Origin of the sequence: Sphingobacterium shayense (assembly GCF_013179575.1) — a bacterium.
Lineage (GTDB): Bacteria > Bacteroidota > Bacteroidia > Sphingobacteriales > Sphingobacteriaceae > Sphingobacterium > Sphingobacterium shayense.
Map to the genome: position 1 here is coordinate 1 of NZ_JABMCQ010000079.1, position 18,094 is coordinate 18,094.

At 38.9% G+C, this 18,094-nt stretch carries 18 protein-coding genes and 1 rRNA gene; 8 read left to right on the top strand and 11 right to left on the bottom strand.

The features are described 5' to 3' along the window. Both rrf and putP read left to right on the top strand, forming a co-directional pair. A 5S ribosomal RNA gene (rrf, locus tag HP439_RS10740) occupies positions 1–87 on the top strand; the annotation flags it as partial. Positions 88–306: 219 nt separating this feature from the next. Continuing rightward, the gene (gene putP, locus HP439_RS10745) at positions 307–1,812 is read left to right on the top strand and encodes a sodium/proline symporter PutP (RefSeq protein WP_172390340.1); all 1,506 of its coding nucleotides are present in this window, start codon (positions 307–309) and stop codon (positions 1,810–1,812) included. 67 nt (positions 1,813–1,879) lie between these two features. Here putP and HP439_RS10750 read toward each other — a convergent pair whose 3' ends face one another. From HP439_RS10750 to HP439_RS10760, 3 genes are all read right to left on the bottom strand, one after another. Further along, positions 1,880–3,748, bottom strand: coding sequence for a CocE/NonD family hydrolase (locus HP439_RS10750; protein WP_172390341.1), 1,869 nt, complete (start codon positions 3,746–3,748; stop codon positions 1,880–1,882). Positions 3,749–3,886: 138 nt separating this feature from the next. Then, entirely contained in the window at positions 3,887–4,759 is an 873-nt protein-coding gene (sucD, locus tag HP439_RS10755) for a succinate--CoA ligase subunit alpha (protein ID WP_172390342.1), read from the bottom strand. An 80-nt stretch (positions 4,760–4,839) separates the two neighbouring features. Further along, positions 4,840–5,373, bottom strand: a complete 534-nt coding sequence (locus HP439_RS10760) for an RNA methyltransferase (RefSeq protein WP_172390343.1) — start codon at positions 5,371–5,373, stop codon at positions 4,840–4,842. Positions 5,374–5,706: 333 nt separating this feature from the next. On the opposite strand from HP439_RS10760, the gene rpsT reads away from it, so the two are divergent. Then, entirely contained in the window at positions 5,707–5,961 is a 255-nt protein-coding gene (rpsT, locus tag HP439_RS10765; protein ID WP_172390344.1) for a 30S ribosomal protein S20, read from the top strand. 101 nt (positions 5,962–6,062) lie between these two features. Here rpsT and HP439_RS10770 read toward each other — a convergent pair whose 3' ends face one another. Beyond that, a complete protein-coding gene (locus HP439_RS10770) occupies positions 6,063–6,908 on the bottom strand; it encodes a 3-keto-disaccharide hydrolase (protein ID WP_172390345.1) in 846 nt (281 codons plus the stop codon). A 15-nt stretch (positions 6,909–6,923) separates the two neighbouring features. Next, on the bottom strand, positions 6,924–7,739 hold the full coding sequence (locus tag HP439_RS10775) for an AraC family transcriptional regulator (protein ID WP_172390346.1): 816 nt from the start codon (positions 7,737–7,739) through the stop codon (positions 6,924–6,926). Between the two features lie 329 nt (positions 7,740–8,068). Between HP439_RS10775 and scpC the strand changes: the two genes are divergently transcribed. Continuing rightward, positions 8,069–9,559, top strand: a complete 1,491-nt coding sequence (gene scpC / locus HP439_RS10780) for a succinyl-CoA:acetate CoA-transferase ScpC (protein WP_172390347.1) — start codon at positions 8,069–8,071, stop codon at positions 9,557–9,559. Positions 9,560–9,706: 147 nt separating this feature from the next. On the opposite strand, the gene HP439_RS10785 is transcribed toward scpC, so the two are convergent. From HP439_RS10785 to HP439_RS10805, 5 genes are all read right to left on the bottom strand, one after another. Further along, complete coding sequence (locus tag HP439_RS10785) at positions 9,707–10,285, bottom strand: hypothetical protein (RefSeq protein ID WP_172390348.1); 579 nt, start codon at positions 10,283–10,285, stop codon at positions 9,707–9,709. Between the two features lie 259 nt (positions 10,286–10,544). Beyond that, positions 10,545–11,498, bottom strand: coding sequence for a glycerophosphodiester phosphodiesterase family protein (locus tag HP439_RS10790; protein WP_172390349.1), 954 nt, complete (start codon positions 11,496–11,498; stop codon positions 10,545–10,547). Further along, positions 11,482–12,003 (bottom strand): shikimate kinase, encoded by a 522-nt coding sequence (locus tag HP439_RS10795; protein WP_172390350.1) that lies wholly within the window; start codon positions 12,001–12,003, stop codon positions 11,482–11,484. Before HP439_RS10795 ends, HP439_RS10790 begins: the two co-directional genes overlap by 17 nt. Next, positions 12,003–13,199 (bottom strand): BT_3928 family protein, encoded by a 1,197-nt coding sequence (locus HP439_RS10800; RefSeq protein ID WP_172390351.1) that lies wholly within the window; start codon positions 13,197–13,199, stop codon positions 12,003–12,005. The genes HP439_RS10795 and HP439_RS10800 overlap by 1 nt, the downstream gene beginning before the upstream one ends. Before the next feature lie 4 nt (positions 13,200–13,203). Further along, positions 13,204–13,749, bottom strand: a complete 546-nt coding sequence (locus HP439_RS10805) for a DUF1599 domain-containing protein (RefSeq protein WP_172390352.1) — start codon at positions 13,747–13,749, stop codon at positions 13,204–13,206. A gap of 302 nt (positions 13,750–14,051) precedes the next feature. Between HP439_RS10805 and HP439_RS10810 the strand changes: the two genes are divergently transcribed. From HP439_RS10810 to cysM, 4 genes are read left to right on the top strand one after another with little or no spacing between them, the layout of a single operon-like run. Then, positions 14,052–14,849, top strand: coding sequence for a HipA family kinase (locus HP439_RS10810; protein WP_172390353.1), 798 nt, complete (start codon positions 14,052–14,054; stop codon positions 14,847–14,849). Further along, positions 14,827–15,210: a DUF3037 domain-containing protein gene (locus tag HP439_RS10815; protein ID WP_172390354.1), complete on the top strand. Its 384-nt coding sequence runs from the start codon at positions 14,827–14,829 to the stop codon at positions 15,208–15,210. Before HP439_RS10810 ends, HP439_RS10815 begins: the two co-directional genes overlap by 23 nt. A 58-nt stretch (positions 15,211–15,268) precedes the next feature. Next, positions 15,269–16,078, top strand: coding sequence for a serine O-acetyltransferase (locus tag HP439_RS10820; protein ID WP_172390355.1), 810 nt, complete (start codon positions 15,269–15,271; stop codon positions 16,076–16,078). Beyond that, positions 16,078–16,950, top strand: a complete 873-nt coding sequence (cysM, locus tag HP439_RS10825) for a cysteine synthase CysM (protein ID WP_172390356.1) — start codon at positions 16,078–16,080, stop codon at positions 16,948–16,950. Before HP439_RS10820 ends, cysM begins: the two co-directional genes overlap by 1 nt. Before the next feature lie 195 nt (positions 16,951–17,145). Here the strand turns inward: cysM and HP439_RS10830 are convergent, their stop codons facing one another. Then, positions 17,146–17,829 carry a hypothetical protein gene (locus tag HP439_RS10830; protein ID WP_246229334.1) on the bottom strand — a complete coding sequence of 228 codons (684 nt, stop codon included), beginning with the start codon at positions 17,827–17,829 and terminating at the stop codon, positions 17,146–17,148. Positions 17,830–18,094 lie beyond the last annotated feature (265 nt).

An 18,094-nucleotide genomic window follows, 5' to 3' on the forward strand; every position in this document is an offset into this window, starting at 1 on the left:
ACCTCTTCCCATTCCGAACAGAGCAGTCAAGCCCGCCAGAGCCGATGGTATTGCCGTAACAGGTGGGAGAGTAGGTCGGTGCCTAATTTTATACAAAACCCCTTCAAGTAATTGGAGGGGTTTTTTTGTGCCTTTTTTTGACCGATTGGTCCTGCTGTTTTTCCTTTGCAGTATGCTTTATTCTTTGAATATTTGCTGTCTATTAATGTAACTAACATTTTAAGACATAATCTGCCTATAAACGTGGTAACTTCAACTCTTACGTTGAACACTTAGCAGCCTGTCTGGTAAAATTAAATCACTATTATGAATGTATACGAACAAATATCAATAGGGCTGTACATGTTATTGATGATAGCTATTGGTTTTTATTCCTATAAGAAATCGTCAAGAAGTTCCGAAGATTTTTTAATAGGCGGCCGGGAGATGAGTGCAGCTGTTACTGCTCTTTCTGCGGGTGCCGCTGATATGAGTGGTTGGCTTCTAATGGGAGTTCCGGGCGCTATGTATTATTCTGGGATTTCAAGCGTTTGGATAGCGATAGGGCTCACGATAGGTGCATTTTTCAACTATGTTCTTGTCGCTCCTCGCTTGCGGGTATATACTGAAGTTGCTAATAACTCGATTACCCTCCCGGTTTTCTTTGAAAATAGGTTTCGTGACAAGAGTCAACTGTTGAAATTCGTGTCTTCCGTTTTTATTCTTGTCTTTTTTACGCTATATACGTCGGCAGGAATGGTAGCTGGTGGACGTCTTTTCGAATCAGCTTTTGAAATGGATTATCAGACGGGCTTATATTTGACAAGTTTTGTTGTCGTGTTATATACTTTTTTGGGTGGATTTCTCGCTGTAAGTTTGACGGATTTTGTGCAAGGTACGATCATGGTACTGGCGTTGGTAATCGTCCCGGTTGTGATTTTAACTTATACAGGAGGGATATCGGATTCTCTACGGGTAATTGCAACTAAAGATCCTTTAAATATGAATATCTTTCGTGGAGCCACTACGGTGTCAATAATTTCTTTGCTTGCTTGGGGACTAGGATATTTTGGTCAACCTCATATACTAGTTCGTTTTATGGCTATTGAACGTGTAAGTGATGTTATTAAAGCAAGGCGAATCGGAATGACATGGATGATTTTTACGGTAGTAGGAGCCATGTTAGTCGGCTTTTTGGGAATCGCCTACTTGCATTTGTATGACCAGGATACTATGAACGCATTTGATTCCTCAAAGCAACTTTCCGAAACGATATTTATCTACATGTCAAGAACGCTTTTTCATCCATTTATTGGAGGGTTTTTACTGTCAGCTATTTTGGCAGCAGTAATGAGTACGATATCTTCTCAATTGCTAGTCACTTCAAGCTCGTTAACCGAAGATATTTATCACGCGTTTTTCAACAAGACAGCAGGTCCAAAACACCTTCTCCTATTTAGTAGGATGGCTGTATTGGTTGTAGCGCTAATTGCACTTTTAATTTCTTTGACGCCGAGAGAGAGTGTACTTAATTTGGTCGGAAACGCATGGGCGGGCTTTGGAGCTGCTTTTGGGCCTCTTATTCTGCTGTCTCTCATGTGGAACCGCACTACTGGAATTGCTGGCCTATTCGGTATAATTATAGGAGGCTCGACTGTGCTAGGTTGGGTTTATATTCCTCACGGCTATAAAGCAGTTTACGAAATTATACCGGGCTTTATTCTAAGTTTTTTAACGATTGTTACTGTATCTCTTTTATCCAAGCCGGTATCGAAGGAAATTAATGATGAGTTTAAGAGGGTTCAAAATATTAGAAAAGATCCCTTAGAGTAATAACTATTAAAACATTACGGCAGCCTTTGTGCGATTAAGCTGCCGTAATGTTTTTAATACTGAACCGTTAATCTAAAACGTTCAAAGTTATTTTATTCGGTTGTTTTGGATCAAAATATATACGGTGAGTGTTTTTAATATAGTCTTCTTCTGTCGCCTCGAATTCATTCATAAATTGATTGGGATTCTGTCCTACTAACGGAAACCACGAATGTTGAATTTGAACCATAAGTTTGTGGCCTTTCTTGAATGTGTGCGCGACATCCGGAAGCTTTACTTTTACAGATGTTTTCTCCTCGCTATTGAAGGGCTCGGGCTTGCTAAAGCTATTCCTGAATTTACCACGAAGTATTTCTCCACGGACAAGCATTTGATAGCCAGACATTATTGTATTATCGTCCCTAGGTGATTTAGCCGTACTAGTGTCGGGATAGACATCGATGATTTTAACAATAAAATCTGCATCGGTACCACTTATAGAGACTAGTAAGTCTGCGACGACTGGACCAGCTAGGGTTAGATCTTGTGTTAATTCGTCAGTTTGGAACACAAGTACATCTGGTCGATTCGCTACGAAACGTTGATCATCAATCATATATTCACGTGTTCTCTCAGTTATAACGCCTTCTTGGAATGGAACTGGTTTCTTTGGGTCGCTTATGTATTCGATAAATTTGTCTTGTTGTATCGTGTTTGAATCAACTAATGCCAGTTCTGGAGTTAGGTATAAGTGTTGCTCTCGTGTTTCACGTGGCGGCCATTGATCTAGTTTTTTCCAATTATTTTCTCCCGTAAAAAAAACCGTAGCTTCGGCTGGTGAAAATTTCCCCTTTCCTTTTAAATAATAATCGAAAAAAGGCAGCTCGATTTCGCGTTGATAGTAAAGGCTAGTCTTCTGCCCGAAGTTAATGTCGCCGAACGAGTCTCCATCGGACCTTACCCATCCACCGTGGAACCAAGGTCCTATTACTAGGATGTTGTTTGTTCCTGATGTAGTTTTCTCGATTTGCTGGTAGGTTTCAAATGTCCCATATACATCTTCTGCGTCAAAAGAACCTCCGACAACCATAACCGCCGGCTTTACTTTTCCGAGGTGTTCAGTGATGGTTCTATTAATCCAAAAACTATCTCTAGTATTGTGTTTAGCAAGATCATCCCAAAATTTTACAGTATGTCCGAGATATTTTTCTTTTAATAGGGGGATATTTTGGTTGTCTAAGAAGAATTTATAGAAGTCGCCTGACGGTAAAGAGAACCCTTTTGGAGCCGCGGGGTCAATATTAGTGATTGGCTTTTCTCGAGGTGCATCAAATGTATACATAAAACGGAATGCGTCCATTAGAAATAAGGCTCCACCATGTCGAAAGTCATCCCCGATAAACCAATCTGTCACGGGAGCTTGTGGGGAAACGGCTTTTAATGCAGGGTGTGAGTCTATTAGGCTTGCGGTCGAATAAAACCCAGGGTATGATATTCCATACATTCCAACATTTCCATTATTGTTTTTAACGTTTTTTACCAACCAATCAATAGTGTCGTAGGTGTCGGTACTTTCATCAATTTGGAGTTTGTTTTCTTTCGTTTTTGTTGGACGGATATTTTCGAACACCCCTTCACTCATCCATTTGCCACGCACATCCTGGTAAACGAATATGTAACCGGCTTTTGTCATATCAGGAAAGTTTCCTAGAAATGATTTGACTTTGTCCTCGCCATAAGGTGCGACCGTATAAGGAGTGCGATTTAGGAGTATAGGGTAGTTTTTTGTTTGGTCTTTAGGAATATAAATACTTGTAAACAATCTTGTACCATCACGCATTGGTATATAACGTTCAATCTTAGTGAAATTTTGTTTTATGTATTCCTCATTGATCGTCTGTGCCAAAACTGATAGGCTAAGGAAGAGCCAACAGGTTAATATAAGAGACTTTTTCATTGGTAATATGATTTGATTTTTTTTGAATTTAATGAAAATTCCATTATTGTTCGCTGTTAAAGGGTATTTAATTCCCAATTGGTATAAAAAAAGGCTACTCCATAATGGGTAGCCTTAATCAAAAATATGTTTATGGAATTACTTTGCTAATTCTTCAGCGATAGCAACTCCGATCTCTGCAGGAGACTCTACAACGCGAATACCGCATTCACGCATGATTTTCATCTTAGCAGCAGCCGTATCGTCTGCTCCACCAACGATTGCTCCAGCGTGTCCCATACGACGTCCTGGAGGCGCTGTTTGTCCTGCTATGAATCCAACTACGGGTTTTGTTCCGAATTCTTTAATCCAGTTAGCCGCTTCAGCTTCCATTCCACCACCGATTTCGCCTATCATGATGATACCTTCAGTTTCCGGATCGTTCATTAACAATTCAACCGCTTCTTTTGTGGTTGTACCAATGATTGGATCACCACCAATACCGATCGCGGTAGTGATACCTAGACCAGCTTTAACAGTTTGATCGACAGCCTCGTAAGTTAAAGTTCCTGATTTTGAAACGATCCCTACTTTACCTTTCTTGAAGATAAATCCTGGCATAATGCCAATCTTGGCTTCTTCAGCTGTAATAATACCAGGACAATTTGGTCCAATTAAACGAGAATTTTTATCGCTCAAGTATGATTTTACCTGAATCATATCTTTAGTAGGGATACCCTCTGTTATACACACAATAACTTCAATTCCTGCCTGAGCAGCTTCCATGATCGCATCAGCGGCAAATGCAGGTGGAACGAAAATAATGGAAACATTTGCACCTGTTGCTTCTACAGCGTCTTGTACAGTATTAAACACTGGACGATCCAGATGAGATTGACCTCCCTTACCTGGTGTAACACCACCAACTAGATTTGTGCCATACTCAATCATCTGAGACGCGTGATAAGTACCTTCATTTCCGGTAAAACCTTGTACGATTACCTTAGAATCTTTATTTACTAATACACTCATTTTTTCTGTTTTTTTGCAAAGCAAATCTACTATTTTGCAATGACTTCTAAAAATTAAGCTGACGCTATTAAGCCATTTTTTTAGAAAAGGTTTAACTTTTGCACGAAATGCCACAATACTATGCCTATTGTGACTGAGACATTCAAAGAATGTTTTGTGCCGAACTGCGGGATTTCGATGCAAGCATCTACGTTGGACATAATTTCATCAGATACTCCGTGCACTTCATTTCCGAAAATGAATGCATATTTTTCGTCTTTATTTGGGTAGGCGTCTTGGAGAGAAACACTATCGGTAGCTTGTTCTATCGCTATTATTTTATACCCTTCACGTTTTAATTGAGCTACAGCATCGACGGTGCTTTTCTGATGTTCCCAATCGACAGAATTGGTCGCTCCTAAAGCAGTCTTTTCTATTTCCCTATGAGGGGGAGTACCTGTAATGCCACATAAAATGATTTTTTTGATGGCAAATCCGTCTGCAGTTCGAAATGCAGAACCAACATTATGCATGCTTCGTACATTATCTAATAGAATTACAATAGGTGTTTTATCTTGAATTTTAAAGGAATCAATATCGGGTCGATTTAATTGTTCCATTGACAACTTCTGCATTTATTTTATAGTTAAAGTGCAAAAATAATTATAATTATTTGGATATGCCGCCGAGGTGTTTGTTTCACAAGGAGTCTTATACCTCAATCTGCAGTAATAACATCAAATTTAAAGATGCTTTATAGTTGTTTCACGTAGAAAAATATGGTATGTTTGTTCTCTGGAATATAATTAGGGTTTTATTTATTTGGTTTATTAAGTGTATTTTCCGTCCTTTTTTATTAAGTGTAAAGTAAACTTACAAACTAAATTCAAAATAGATTTTGATTAATGGAAATAACATGTTATTTTTGCATTCCGAAATTGATATAAGAAAATAAAATTAGCTAAGAAATGGCAAATCATAAATCAGCGATTAAAAGAATTAGAACGAACGCAGCGAAACGTTTAAGAAATCGTTACCAAGCAAAAACTACGCGTAACGCAATTAAGAAATTACGTACAACTACGAATGTTGATGAAGCTAAAGCTTTATTACCAAGAGTAATATCTATGCTTGATCGTTTAGCTAAAAAGAATGTAATTCATAAAAAGAAAGCGTCTAACAACAAATCTAAGTTGACGAAATTCGTTAGCAAATTAGCGTAAGCTTTTTGTTAACCAACGATATATTAGGGGTGTATTCATTTACATCCCTTTTCTCGTATATAATAAAGCCGAATGTTATTAACATTCGGCTTTATAGTTCGTTACAGAATTTGATTGATAATTTCGTCAAGCTTTTGTGTGTCTTCTTTGTACGGTGCTAAGTCATACAGTTCCACTTTCCGAAAATCTATTGGATGACTTTCGCTTTGTAGATAAATAAATCCACTCTCCAGTAATTTTCCATCCTGCTTCTGTTTCGGATCAAAATTATTGACGCTCCCTCCGCCGACTTGAGGTTTATAATATTCTAATACAACTTGGTCATCTAATACATGTTTGATTACAGAGTCGCCCAATACTACAAATTCGGCAGTCACCCATTGATCGCCATGATAAGTTTTTGAGATTGAACTAGTACAGTGGGGCGTGAATAATTTGTCCGCAATTACTACATTGGTTCCAGGAGTGCATAGATTTGAAGTCGTGCGTTCATCAGATCCGTTTCCTCCCAACATTTGTCCTTCTATAGATATTGGAAAGTCTTGATCTTTTAACATTGTGTTCGGATCTTGTCCATGTAGCATGGCACCACTGTTACGCCACGCCCAACCTTCACCTCCCTTGGTTTGCTCGTTAACAAAACGGTATTCAATACGAAGCACATAGTAACTGTATGGAGTGTTAAACGCTAAGTGACCGTATTGCTGATTAAAATCGTCATAACCGTCGTATCGTATTTTTAACAGCCCATCTTCGACACGGAAAGTGTTTGCATAGTTCTCGCCAGGTTCATGTAAGCGAATTTTAGGAGTCCAATTTTTGATGTCCTTGCCATTAAAAAGTTGCAATGGTTTCGGACTGCTATTCATGGTAGAAGTGTCCTTGTGCGACGCACAAGCAGAAAACAATGTTGTGGCTGCGAGTAACGATAAAAACGTTAGTTTCATGTGATAGGGTTAAGTTTAAAATAATAAATTTTTGTTTTTTATATATTCACTGGGTCTTACCCCAATAATTTTATTAAACGTGTTACTAAATGTTGGCAAGCTACTGTAACCTACCCGTGTAGCGACCTCGTTAACACTTAGCTTGTCATCCAAAAGTAGTTTAAGTGCGGTAAGCATTCTCAATATAGTGTAGTATTGTATAAATGACATGTTAAGTTCACGTTGAAATAGTCTGGCCAAGGTACGTTCACTCAAGTCAAATTCATTAGCTAAGTTTTTAAAACCTACGTTATCATCGATTCTTTGCTCTAAGTATGACACTATCTCTTTTAATTTTTCATGTTTGGGGTAGGGTAGTGCTAGCGGAAGTTCCGCTTTTGATACTTCAGGGAGAATTAATTTAAATGCTTTTGCGATCGAAAATTTAGGTTCCTCAGTTGGAAATATGTTCCCTGTCCATCGGTTAGTGAACATAATAAACTCTATAAGGAAATCACTCACAGGATATATATGAACCTTATCAAAGAAAGAGGTATCTGTTTCAAACTTCGGGAAATATAGGTTTCTCATAATTACCTGGGGACTACTGGGATGGATGCTATGGAGAGTACCTGCCGGAATCCATATGTAATGTCGCGCTGGCAAGAAATATGATTTTTCGTTTGTTTTAAGGAAAACAATACCTCCCTCTGTATATAAAAATTGGCCCTTTTGGTGTTCGTGGTCAGCAATTACTTTTTCTCCCATCATTGCGTGGTGGCAATAAATGCTGTCGTCGAAGGAGTCGACTTCCGTCATGTAATATTTGTCTATATACATCTTGTTGTCCATAGTTTTATCCTAATTCGCCGTATAAATTTCCTGTTTTTTAATGAAATAAGCAAAAAAGTGAGTATCTACTTACGACGCAGGTAGTGATTATGTGCTTTCTAAGTAAGTGCTGACTTTCTAGTTTTTTGTTTAACTAATTGCTGTTCAGTGATTTATTTTTTTTGGTATGCTAGGTTGTTTATGTGCAACTATTTGTTTATTAGGTGTTTGTTGTTTTTTTTATAGTATGATAATAATATGGCAAATTTTAATAAAATACACATATAAAATATGCTTAATATTGCTTTTGTTATCCTTGGAAACGCAAAAAGATGTTAACTTAAGTTACTATGACTGAAGAAAGAATAAAATTTGAAAAACTAAAAGATCGTGTCATGACTGCTCAGCAGGCCGTCCAATTTTTCGAAACGAATATGGTGGTTGGTTCGAGTGGGTTTACAAAAGCAGGCGACAGTAAAGTTGTTTTGCCTGCATTGGCCGAGCGCGCCAAGAACGAAGATATCCAAATAACTTTGATGACAGGTGCTTCTTTAGGTCATGGGACTGACGGTAAACTCGCAGAAGCAGGCGCTCTGAAAAAGAGGATGCCTTTTCAAGTTGATCGCATTTTGCGTGATAAGATCAATAAAGGAGATGTGTTGTTTATTGATCAACACCTTAGTGAGGCCGCAGAGTTACTGCATAACAAGAATCTACCTCCTGTTGATATCGCTGTGATCGAGGTCGCTTTTATCGATAGGGACGGCAGTCTAGTTCCTACCACCTCGGTTGGGAATTCGTCTACTTTTGCTGAATTAGCGAAAAAGGTAATAATTGAAATCAACACCGCTGTCCCAATGGATATTTATGGGATTCATGATATTTATAAAGCAGAGGACTATCCACATAGAAATGTAATTCCTATTGTAGCACCCTGGAACAAAATTGGACGTAAAACGATTCCAATAGATCCAGATAAAATTGTGGGTATAGTATTTACAGATAAGGTTGATAGTCCTGCCGATATCGCAAGTCCCGATGACAAGACAGTGTCAATTGCTAAATATATATTAGAATTTTTTGAAAATGAGGTACGCTTAGGACATCTTACAGACCGGTTGTTGCCAATACAAGCTGGAATCGGTAAGGTTGCAAATGCGGTGCTAACCGGTTTTAAAAATAGTAATTTTTACGATTTAACGATGTTTTCAGAGGTGCTACAGGATAGCACATTTGATTTAATTGATTCAGGTAAGCTTTCCTTTGCTTCGGCATCATCGATTACAGTTTCTGAAGAATGCTATAAACGCGTCGTCGGTAATCTCCAAAAATATCGCGACAAGATGGTACTAAGGCCTCAAAATATATCAAACACACCGGGACTGATACGTAGACTCGGTGTTATAGCGATCAATACGGCAATTGAATTTGATATTTATGGTAATGTCAATTCAACACACATTTCTGGTTCAAAAATTATGAATGGCATAGGAGGATCGGGAGACTTTGCTCGTAACGCGTATCTAAGTGTTTTTGTAACACAAGCTGCCTCCAAGGAAAATAAAATTTCACATGTTTTACCAATGGTTTCTCATGTAGATCATACGGAACATGATGTTGATATTTTAGTAACAGATATCGGCTTAGCTGACTTGCGCGGACTTGCGCCAAGAGAGCGTGCTCAAAAGATTATTGATAATTGCGTGCATCCGGATTACAAAGAAGAATTACAATCCTATTTCGATCGTGCATGTCAACGAGGGGGACATACGCCGCATTTGTTGGAAGAGGCATTCAGCTGGCATCTGCGGTTATCGGAAACTGGTTCAATGAGAAAATAGAAAATCTGTTATCACGCCGGCAAATCAGGCAATATGTACTGAATAGTGCGACATGTTACTAAGATGTTCTTTTTGGGCTGGAAAGAAACAGAGTGGCATCCCTCGCGGATGTCACTCTGTTTGAAACATATTGTAATTAAGCGTTTTCTATCTTTTTCCAGGTAGGTAGATTTGGAACCCAAGTCCGACACCTAGTCCTGTTGCCTTGTCACCAAGGTTCACGTTTGCCTTCGTATAGTTATATCCGAGGGTCGCCTCTAACGCTACCGATTGAGTTATAAAATGAGCGTATCCTACATTTGCGCCTAGCGCTAAAGAAACATCATTTCCAGCGGAACTTCCTGCAATACCAATATCTCCTTGGGTAAAGAATCTACTTGATTGGGTAGCTCCTCCAGGAAAGTAATAACGCACAAACGGCGCGATTCCGTAGCCCCATTCATTATCGAGATCTTTAACTGCGGTAAAACCCAAGTTGGCTTGAGCACCAATTGCTAATCCATCACTGATGAAATAACCAGCTCGCGGTTGTACTTGAATATTAAAAGCCTTTCCTTCAAAGCTGTAACCGATGTTGCCTAATGATCCACCGACCATCCAATTTCCCCTTTTAATAGGATCTAGTCCTACATTGGCAGAAGTTTGAGGAGTAGTCTCGATATTCTGTGCTTGACTACTTACGGTGTAGCCTAAAAGCAGTGCAAATAAAATTGTAAATTTCTTCATGTCTCTTTTTATTGATTACCTAAAGAACAACAACGTTTGAAAAAAGTTTGATATATCTTGGTGCTTTTGTAGAATTTTCGCTACCTGATGTGTTGAACTATTGTTACGTATCGGTTGTTTGGATGGAGAATTGTTGAATTTTTCTATCAACTAAGATTATTCCCTCCCGATTAAAGAACGCGCTGTATTTTTGTCCTTTGTCGGGTTCAAGCTGATAGCAGAATTTAAGAGATCTGAATTATATGCTTCCGAGGAAACGCTAATTAATATACGGAGAGGCTAGGTTTCTTTTCTTAATATAATAATCTAGTACTTTCGCTGCCTGAAATGGGCGGTCTGTGCTGAGGATATCAGCACCGTTTTCTAAATAATCTGCATAGATTTGATCTCCTCGCTGTTCGGCTTGACGGTCTAAGTTTCCGATTGTTCCTAATATGCATAGAATGCCGTGTTCATGGAGAAAATCCGTTAATTTACTGTCTGGTTGGCGTGTGCCTATAAAAGCGATAATCCGTGTGTCGGGAACATCGTTATCATTCAAGCGTATCAAATCTTCGATGTTTTTTATTGATGCCGAGATCATTAGATCAGGGGCTAAATTATATACGACCGCAGCTTGGTTCGCACTGCATGTGATGATTATTGAGTATGCTTCTGCTTTTGCGTTTCTTATTGCGTCAATCACTAATTTATAAGGGACATTTTTCTTCACATCAAGCGTGTAGATCACTTTGCCTGCACCCCACTCGAGAGCTTCTTGTAGTGTCGGAACACGGTATTTTGTCAGGTTGCCTTGGTTGTCTTCAAGCCGTAGCGCTTTAATTTCTGCCAAAGTATGACGATTGACCCTTCCTTTCCCTGTAGTTGTTCTTTCGAGAGTCTGATCGTGCATCAACACCAACGCTGAATCTTTAGTCAACGCAATATCACATTCGATAATCACAGGCATTTTTGATGCGATGTGTTGAAACGTTTCAATGGCATTTTCAGGAAAATTTTCAGTGGGTCCGCCACGATGGGCACTAATTAGAGGAACACGTTGTTCTGTGTAGGTTAAAAATTTATACAGATCATCTGTGCTCTGAAGCTTGAAACGATTTTCTCCCGATGTATTATACCTAGATTGCTCGGCAATTGGTGTACTTCTAAAGCAACTTGTTGTTACCGCGAGAATTGCCGAAAAAACTATAATAAGGTTAAACGTTCTGCTCATAGCTTTCGATTGATTGACAAATGATTTCGAGCGGTGTACTGATTTGGTCAATATGGATGTGTGCTTGGAGGTAATAAGGGGCTCGTTCTTGAAGTTTACTTTCAATAAACTCTAAAAGAGCGTCCCCTTGTAGTCCCCCTAACGCAGGGCGACTACCGATGTTCGATTGCTGAAGTCTGGAATATAATGCCTTCGGCGTCAGTTGCAAATACAGGGAGATACCGTTGTTACGTATCCATTCCATATTGTCAAAATAACAAGGACTTCCGCCTCCGGTTGAGATGACCGTGTTTTTGTCTGTTTGCTCTTTTAGCAGTTTACTTTCCAATTTCCGAAATTCACTCTCGCCATGTTGGTTGAAATATTCAGGAATAGACATACCAATATATTGGACTATTTTTTCATCTAAATCGATAAATTGTTTGTTTAGTTGTTTCGCAAGCTTTTTACCTAATGTGGTTTTACCACTGCCCATGAATCCAATTAGAAATATCGGTTTGTCCATTATTTAACTAAGTATTTTTCAATTTCGGCTTTCGATGGAAAGCTGATTTTAGACCATTTTTTTATCACTACTCCATTCTGGAGTAAAAGAACGCCTGGGTTGGATCGTACCATGCTTTTTAAAGGAATCGCATCCGCATAGAAAGTTTCAAGTACTAAGTCCATTTCTTCGTTTAAGCCGTTTGCAACTTGTGCTGAGCTCGCTGTTAAAAGTACTGCTCTTAAGTTATTGTCCGTTGAAAGGTCACGGATGGTCGTATTAATCCGATCTAACGCAATTATATCGGCAAGCGCTAGCTTGTCTATATATGTGCTAACCACGATAAAATTGTAATACGGATTGCTAATGATTTCATCCGTCACCTCATTTCCGTCTGCATCTGAAATATATAAATCGGTGATCGGTATTTGATAACCTTTTTTTACAAGTCTAGATTCGGGCTCACCAACGACTTCTAGATTTTTATCTTCCCAAAGGCCATTCATATACTCCTTGTCAGTTACCTTATTAGTTTCCCCGGTAGTTTTGTTTTTTAGTTCGTAAATATATTCATAAACGTCACCTTGCTTTCCTTCGGGTAGGACCATTTGTTCAGGGATGTTGTTTCCTTCTTTGTAGGGTAGAAAATCAATGAACGGTAAAAAGTATTTTGTATAAATTCCCGTTCCAAACGAAATAAGAATGAGCAGAAAAACAACTAGTTTTCTTGACGCGCCAACAGGGATTAGGGGTTGTATTCGATCTCTATATTTAAAAATTACTACTATAAAGATTAATAATATAATGTCCTTTATGAATGATTGCCAAGGCGTAAGAGGAATAGCATCGCCAAAACAACCACATGAGGTAACCACTTCAAAAAATGCAGAATAAAATGTTAAAAAGGTGAAGAATAATATTAAAAGTAGTAGACCACGCGCGACTGTACGCCTATATAATCCAAGGAGTAAAAATGCGCCTAGTATGATTTCGAATCCACAGATGAATACGGCAATCCAAGTACTATAGTCATTTAGGCTGTCTAATTTGAACACCAAAAAGTATTCTTCTAATTTGTATCCAAATCCCGTAGGATCATTTGCTTTTATGAACCCTGAAAATATAAACAGCAATCCCACAAACAGTCGACTAAATCCTAGAATGAAATCAACTGTGCTCGTTTTTCTTTTTTGTGTTGGGTTGAAATTTGTTTCCATTGTTTTATTTTTTTTCGGCAACGTCTAGTTTTATAAGAGCGAACACTGCATAATTTAACATGTCTTGATAATTCGCTTTTAGACCTTCAGAAACCAATGTCTGTCCATTGTTATCTTCAATTTGTTTGACACGGTGTAATTTCATTAATATCATATCGGTCAAAGATGATATACGCATTTCGCGCCATGCCTCACCATAATCGTGGTTTTTTGCGAACATCAAATCTCGTGTTTCGTTTACCATTTGATCATATAGTTTTTCGACTGTGGGGTAGGGAAGATTTTCTGGACTATCGACGGGAAGCTCCAGTTGTATCATCGCCATGATGCTATAATTGACGATAGCTATATATTCTTCTAGAATGCCTTCTCCTACTCTAGAGACTTTTTTAACTTCCAAAGTACGAATACGCTGAGCTTTAATATACAGTTGATCAGTAATTGAGGATACCCGCATTATTCGCCAAGCCGTGCCGTAATCTTTCGCCTTCTTTAAAAATAGATCTTTGCAGTAACTTATTACGGTATTGTATTGTGCTGTTGTATCCATATTTTGAATCGTACTTTGTTTAGTTTCCAACAAATATAAACAGAATATGTTACTTGGTTAAGCAACAATATTACAGGAAGGGGAACTTCGGTAAAATTAATGCTTATTTTTACCTACTCGCTTTTGTCGATAGAACATTCGGTGGTTAACATGGAGAATGATTATGTTGTTTTTTCGGATGTTTGTTCGCCGTTTTTCTGACAATTAGAAGATTTAGATGTTTAGTGAAAAGCCTAATTTAGAGTAGAAATTTCAGTAGTTATAATGCTGTTTTTTGACTATATATACTATTAAGAAAATAAATGGAAATTATAAAACCAGAAATACGGGAGGTCAACGTTATTCGCTATGTTCAGCCTTTTCGAGAAGGAGGCTCTTTACCAGCTTTAGTTGACGCCGACGATGGATTTAGTTACGTTATTAAATTTCGCGGTGCCGGTCAAGGAAAAAAAGCACTTGTTGCGGAACTTATAGGGGGAGAGCTAGCCCGCTTTTTAGGCTTGCGAATGCCAGAAATGGTATTTGCAGAACTTGATGAATCATTTGCTAGAATGGAACCGGATGAGGAGATTCAAGATTTGCTACGGTTTTCCGTAGGAAAGAACTTGGGCGTGCATTTTTTAAACGGTGCTATTACCTTTGATGCAAACGTGGATACTATTGGCGAACTTGAAGCTTCAAAGATTGTCTGGCTCGACGCTCTATTGATGAACGTTGATCGTACAGTACGCAATACCAACATGCTGATGTGGCACAAAGAGTTATGGTTAATTGATCACGGAGCGTCACTTTATTTTCATCATTCTTGGGATAATTGGCAAGAACAAATGGTTAAGCCTTTTCTACAGATTAAAGATCACGTGCTTTTAAAAAATGCATCATTAGTGGAACAAGTCGACGCCGAGTTCCGAGGATTTTTTAATCAAGAAAATTTGGAAAATGTGTTAGGTATTGTTCCTGACGAATGGTTGATCGACGAGGGACGTGAATTATCAGCAGATAAAGCTAGGGAAACTTATGTTTCGTTTCTTCAGGGGAGAGTTGCGAATTCAACAATATTTATAGAACAAATTTTAAATGAGCGAAAGAACAGTATATGAATATGCAGTAGTTCGCGTGGTTCCGCGAGTTGAGCGTGAAGAATTTATAAACGTCGGGGTAGCACTCTATTGCCGACGACAACGTTTTGCTGCAGTGAAATTTTTCGTTAATGCAGATAAATGTAGAGCCTTAGACCCTAATATAGATTTAGAATTGATTCACGATCATCTACATTCATTTGCCCTTATATGTGCGGGCGATCAGAAAGCCGGGAGACTAGGGCAGTTGGAGCAAGCTGAGCGGTTTCGCTGGCTTACTGCAAAGCGGAGTACTATGATTCAATGTTCGGTAACACACCCTGGTATTTGTATTTCGGCTGAGGAAACATTGAACGAATTATTTGATAAATTAGTTCTATAGAAAATATAGATTATAACAAAGGAATCTTAAATTTGAACAGACACGACAATTACGAATAATGGAAGAATTTTATAGGCATATATTTAAGCAACAACAAGAGGTGCAAGATATGCCGAGCAATACGAGAATAGCGGAGTGGGCCACACATGTACTCCATTTGCTCTTCCCTGAGCGCGCTTCGGCTAGTTTTCAGGGAGTGGAAGACGTACGAAAGGCTTTTGAAGATTCAGAGGAAGAACTTTTTGAACTTCTTCAAAAAACAAAAGCTTGTTCTCATTGCGATAATAAGCGTATTGCAGCCCATTTTTTTGACACGCTACCTTTGGTATATGAAGTGATGTTAACCGATGCACAGGCTATTATGGAAGGGGATCCTGCAGCGCAGAGCATGCGCGAGGTGATTCGCACGTATCCCGGTTTTATGGCTATTTGTGTGTATCGGGTGGCAAATGTGCTGTGGACATCAGGGGTTCCATTGATTCCTCGCATTTTAACCGAACATGCTCATTCCAAGACTGGGATTGACATTCATCCTGGGGCTAAGATCGGAAATTATCTCCATATTGATCATGGCACAGGCATTGTCATCGGAGAGACTTGCATTATTGGTGAACACGTGAAACTTTATCAAGGAGTCACTTTAGGAGCATTGAGTGTAGAGAAGAATTTAGCGAACACGCAACGTCATCCAATTATTGAAGATCATGTCATTATTTATGCGGGGGCAACCATATTAGGTGGGCAGACCGTTGTGGGGCATCACTCGATAGTCGGGGGGAATGTTTGGCTAACTTCTAGTATTGATCCATATACCACTGTATATCATCAACCGAATTCGAAATTTATCGACACTAAACCTATTGTATAATGAGCGATTTAATTAATACCATTGGGAATACCCCGCTTGTAGAAATCCGAAGTTTTCACGATAATCCGAATGTGAAAATATACGCGAAATTAGAGGGAAACAACCCAGCTGGTTCGGTAAAAGACAGAGCAGCATTGAGTATGATACGATCTGCTTTGGAGCGTGGTGATATTAATAAAGATACGAAACTTATTGAAGCAACTTCGGGTAACACCGGAATTGCATTAGCAATGATTGCGAGCCTCTATGGGATTAGTCTGGAACTCGTTATGCCATCTACTTCTACAAGAGAACGGACGTTAACGATGCAGGCTTACGGAGCGAAGGTAACTCTTTTAGAGACCATGGAGATCTGTCGGGATTATGCAGAAGACAAAGCTGCGAGTGGAGAATATTATATTTTGAATCAATTTTCTAATCCTGATAATTACAAAGCGCATATACAAGCTACAGGTCCTGAAATCTGGAATGATACAGAGGGGAAAATAACACATTTTGTAAGCGCTATGGGGACTACCGGCACAATAATGGGTTGTTCAATGTTTCTTAAAGAGCAAAATTCAAACATTCAGATTGTGGGATGTCAACCAACCGAGGACTCGTCGATTCCCGGTATACGGCGCTGGCCTAAAGAATATCTTCCTAAGATTTTTGATGCATCACGCGTCGACCGAGTGATTGATATTGCTCAGGAGGATGCCGTCAGGCGGTCACGTGAATTAGTGCGTAAAGAAGGTATTTTTGCAGGAATGAGTTCAGGGGGGGCATTTCATGCTGCATTAGAAGTTGCAAATACGATCGATGAAGGAGTGATTGTCTTTATTGTATGTGACCGTGGCGACCGGTATTTAAGTTCTGATCTGTTCGGTTAATCCTATAGCGGCTAGTAACGCTCAAAGAAAAAAATCATTCCTCATATATTTTGAAAAGGGATATGTGAGGAATGATGATGAAGTAGCTGTTTGGAACATCGGGCGACGATAAATTTGACTATCCTTTAAGAATGGCAGATAGATGGTTTCTTTGAATAGTTGAAGTATAAAAGATGACGTTTTATTAGAGCTCGTTTAATTTTCTCTGGTCCAAATTTCAAATATCGGATCGCCTTTGGAACTTAATCCACTGTGTTGCCACTGTCCGTCTTTGATTTCTCCGGTAAAGCTCAGTTCTGCGCCAACTCGGGAATTGTCACGTGAGAAGAATAGTATTCGTTCCGTATATTTTCCATTTTTGAAAGAGTACTGGCCTCCTCCTGTACCGTAAAAACCTTTTTCGGCGGGATTAATTGCTATCCACTGAAAATATTCCCCAACTAACAATTTAATTGTCTTGCGGTCACCGCGGGGGATTGTGGAATGCTTCCCATCTTGTTGTCTGCCCGTAATACGCCAATTGCCGTCGAATTTTTGTGCCGAACCGTCTTGTGCGATCCAAACGTTGCCTGACGCATCTATTAAGTTTCCCTTTTCTAAGCTTACGTCCATAGATATTGAAGTTCCGACTAAATCGCTGTTTTTATCGCTGTATTCTACATCAACTTCTAGATTGCCCTCCGAATAGGTGAATGGCCCGCCTTGCGTGGAAATATATTTATCTTTTTGGTAATTTGTTAATGAACAGTATCCATCGATAAAAAGCCATAATTTTGTGTTCGTGCCTTCTTGAAATAGGAATGCACCTTGAATGGTAGATTGTCCGAAGGAGAGAAGAGTGCATAAGCACAAGCTTGTAATTACGCTGATAATTTTCATAATTCGTAGTTTTTGTTTATGTTTAAAATTAGTCATTTATACGATTATCACAACACGGGAGGTAATTAAGAGTCAAAATTCTTTTTATGAGCATACGCGTTTTCCTATCTATTGTTGCTTTATCTTTTTTTTTTCGGAGTACCGGCCAGCAAAATTCTTTGTTTTTAATTGTAACACACGACCATCGATTTCAGGGTGTTCGAAATGAGGCGGGAGATACCATAATTCCAGTTGAATATCATTATTATGGGGGACACGCTGAACA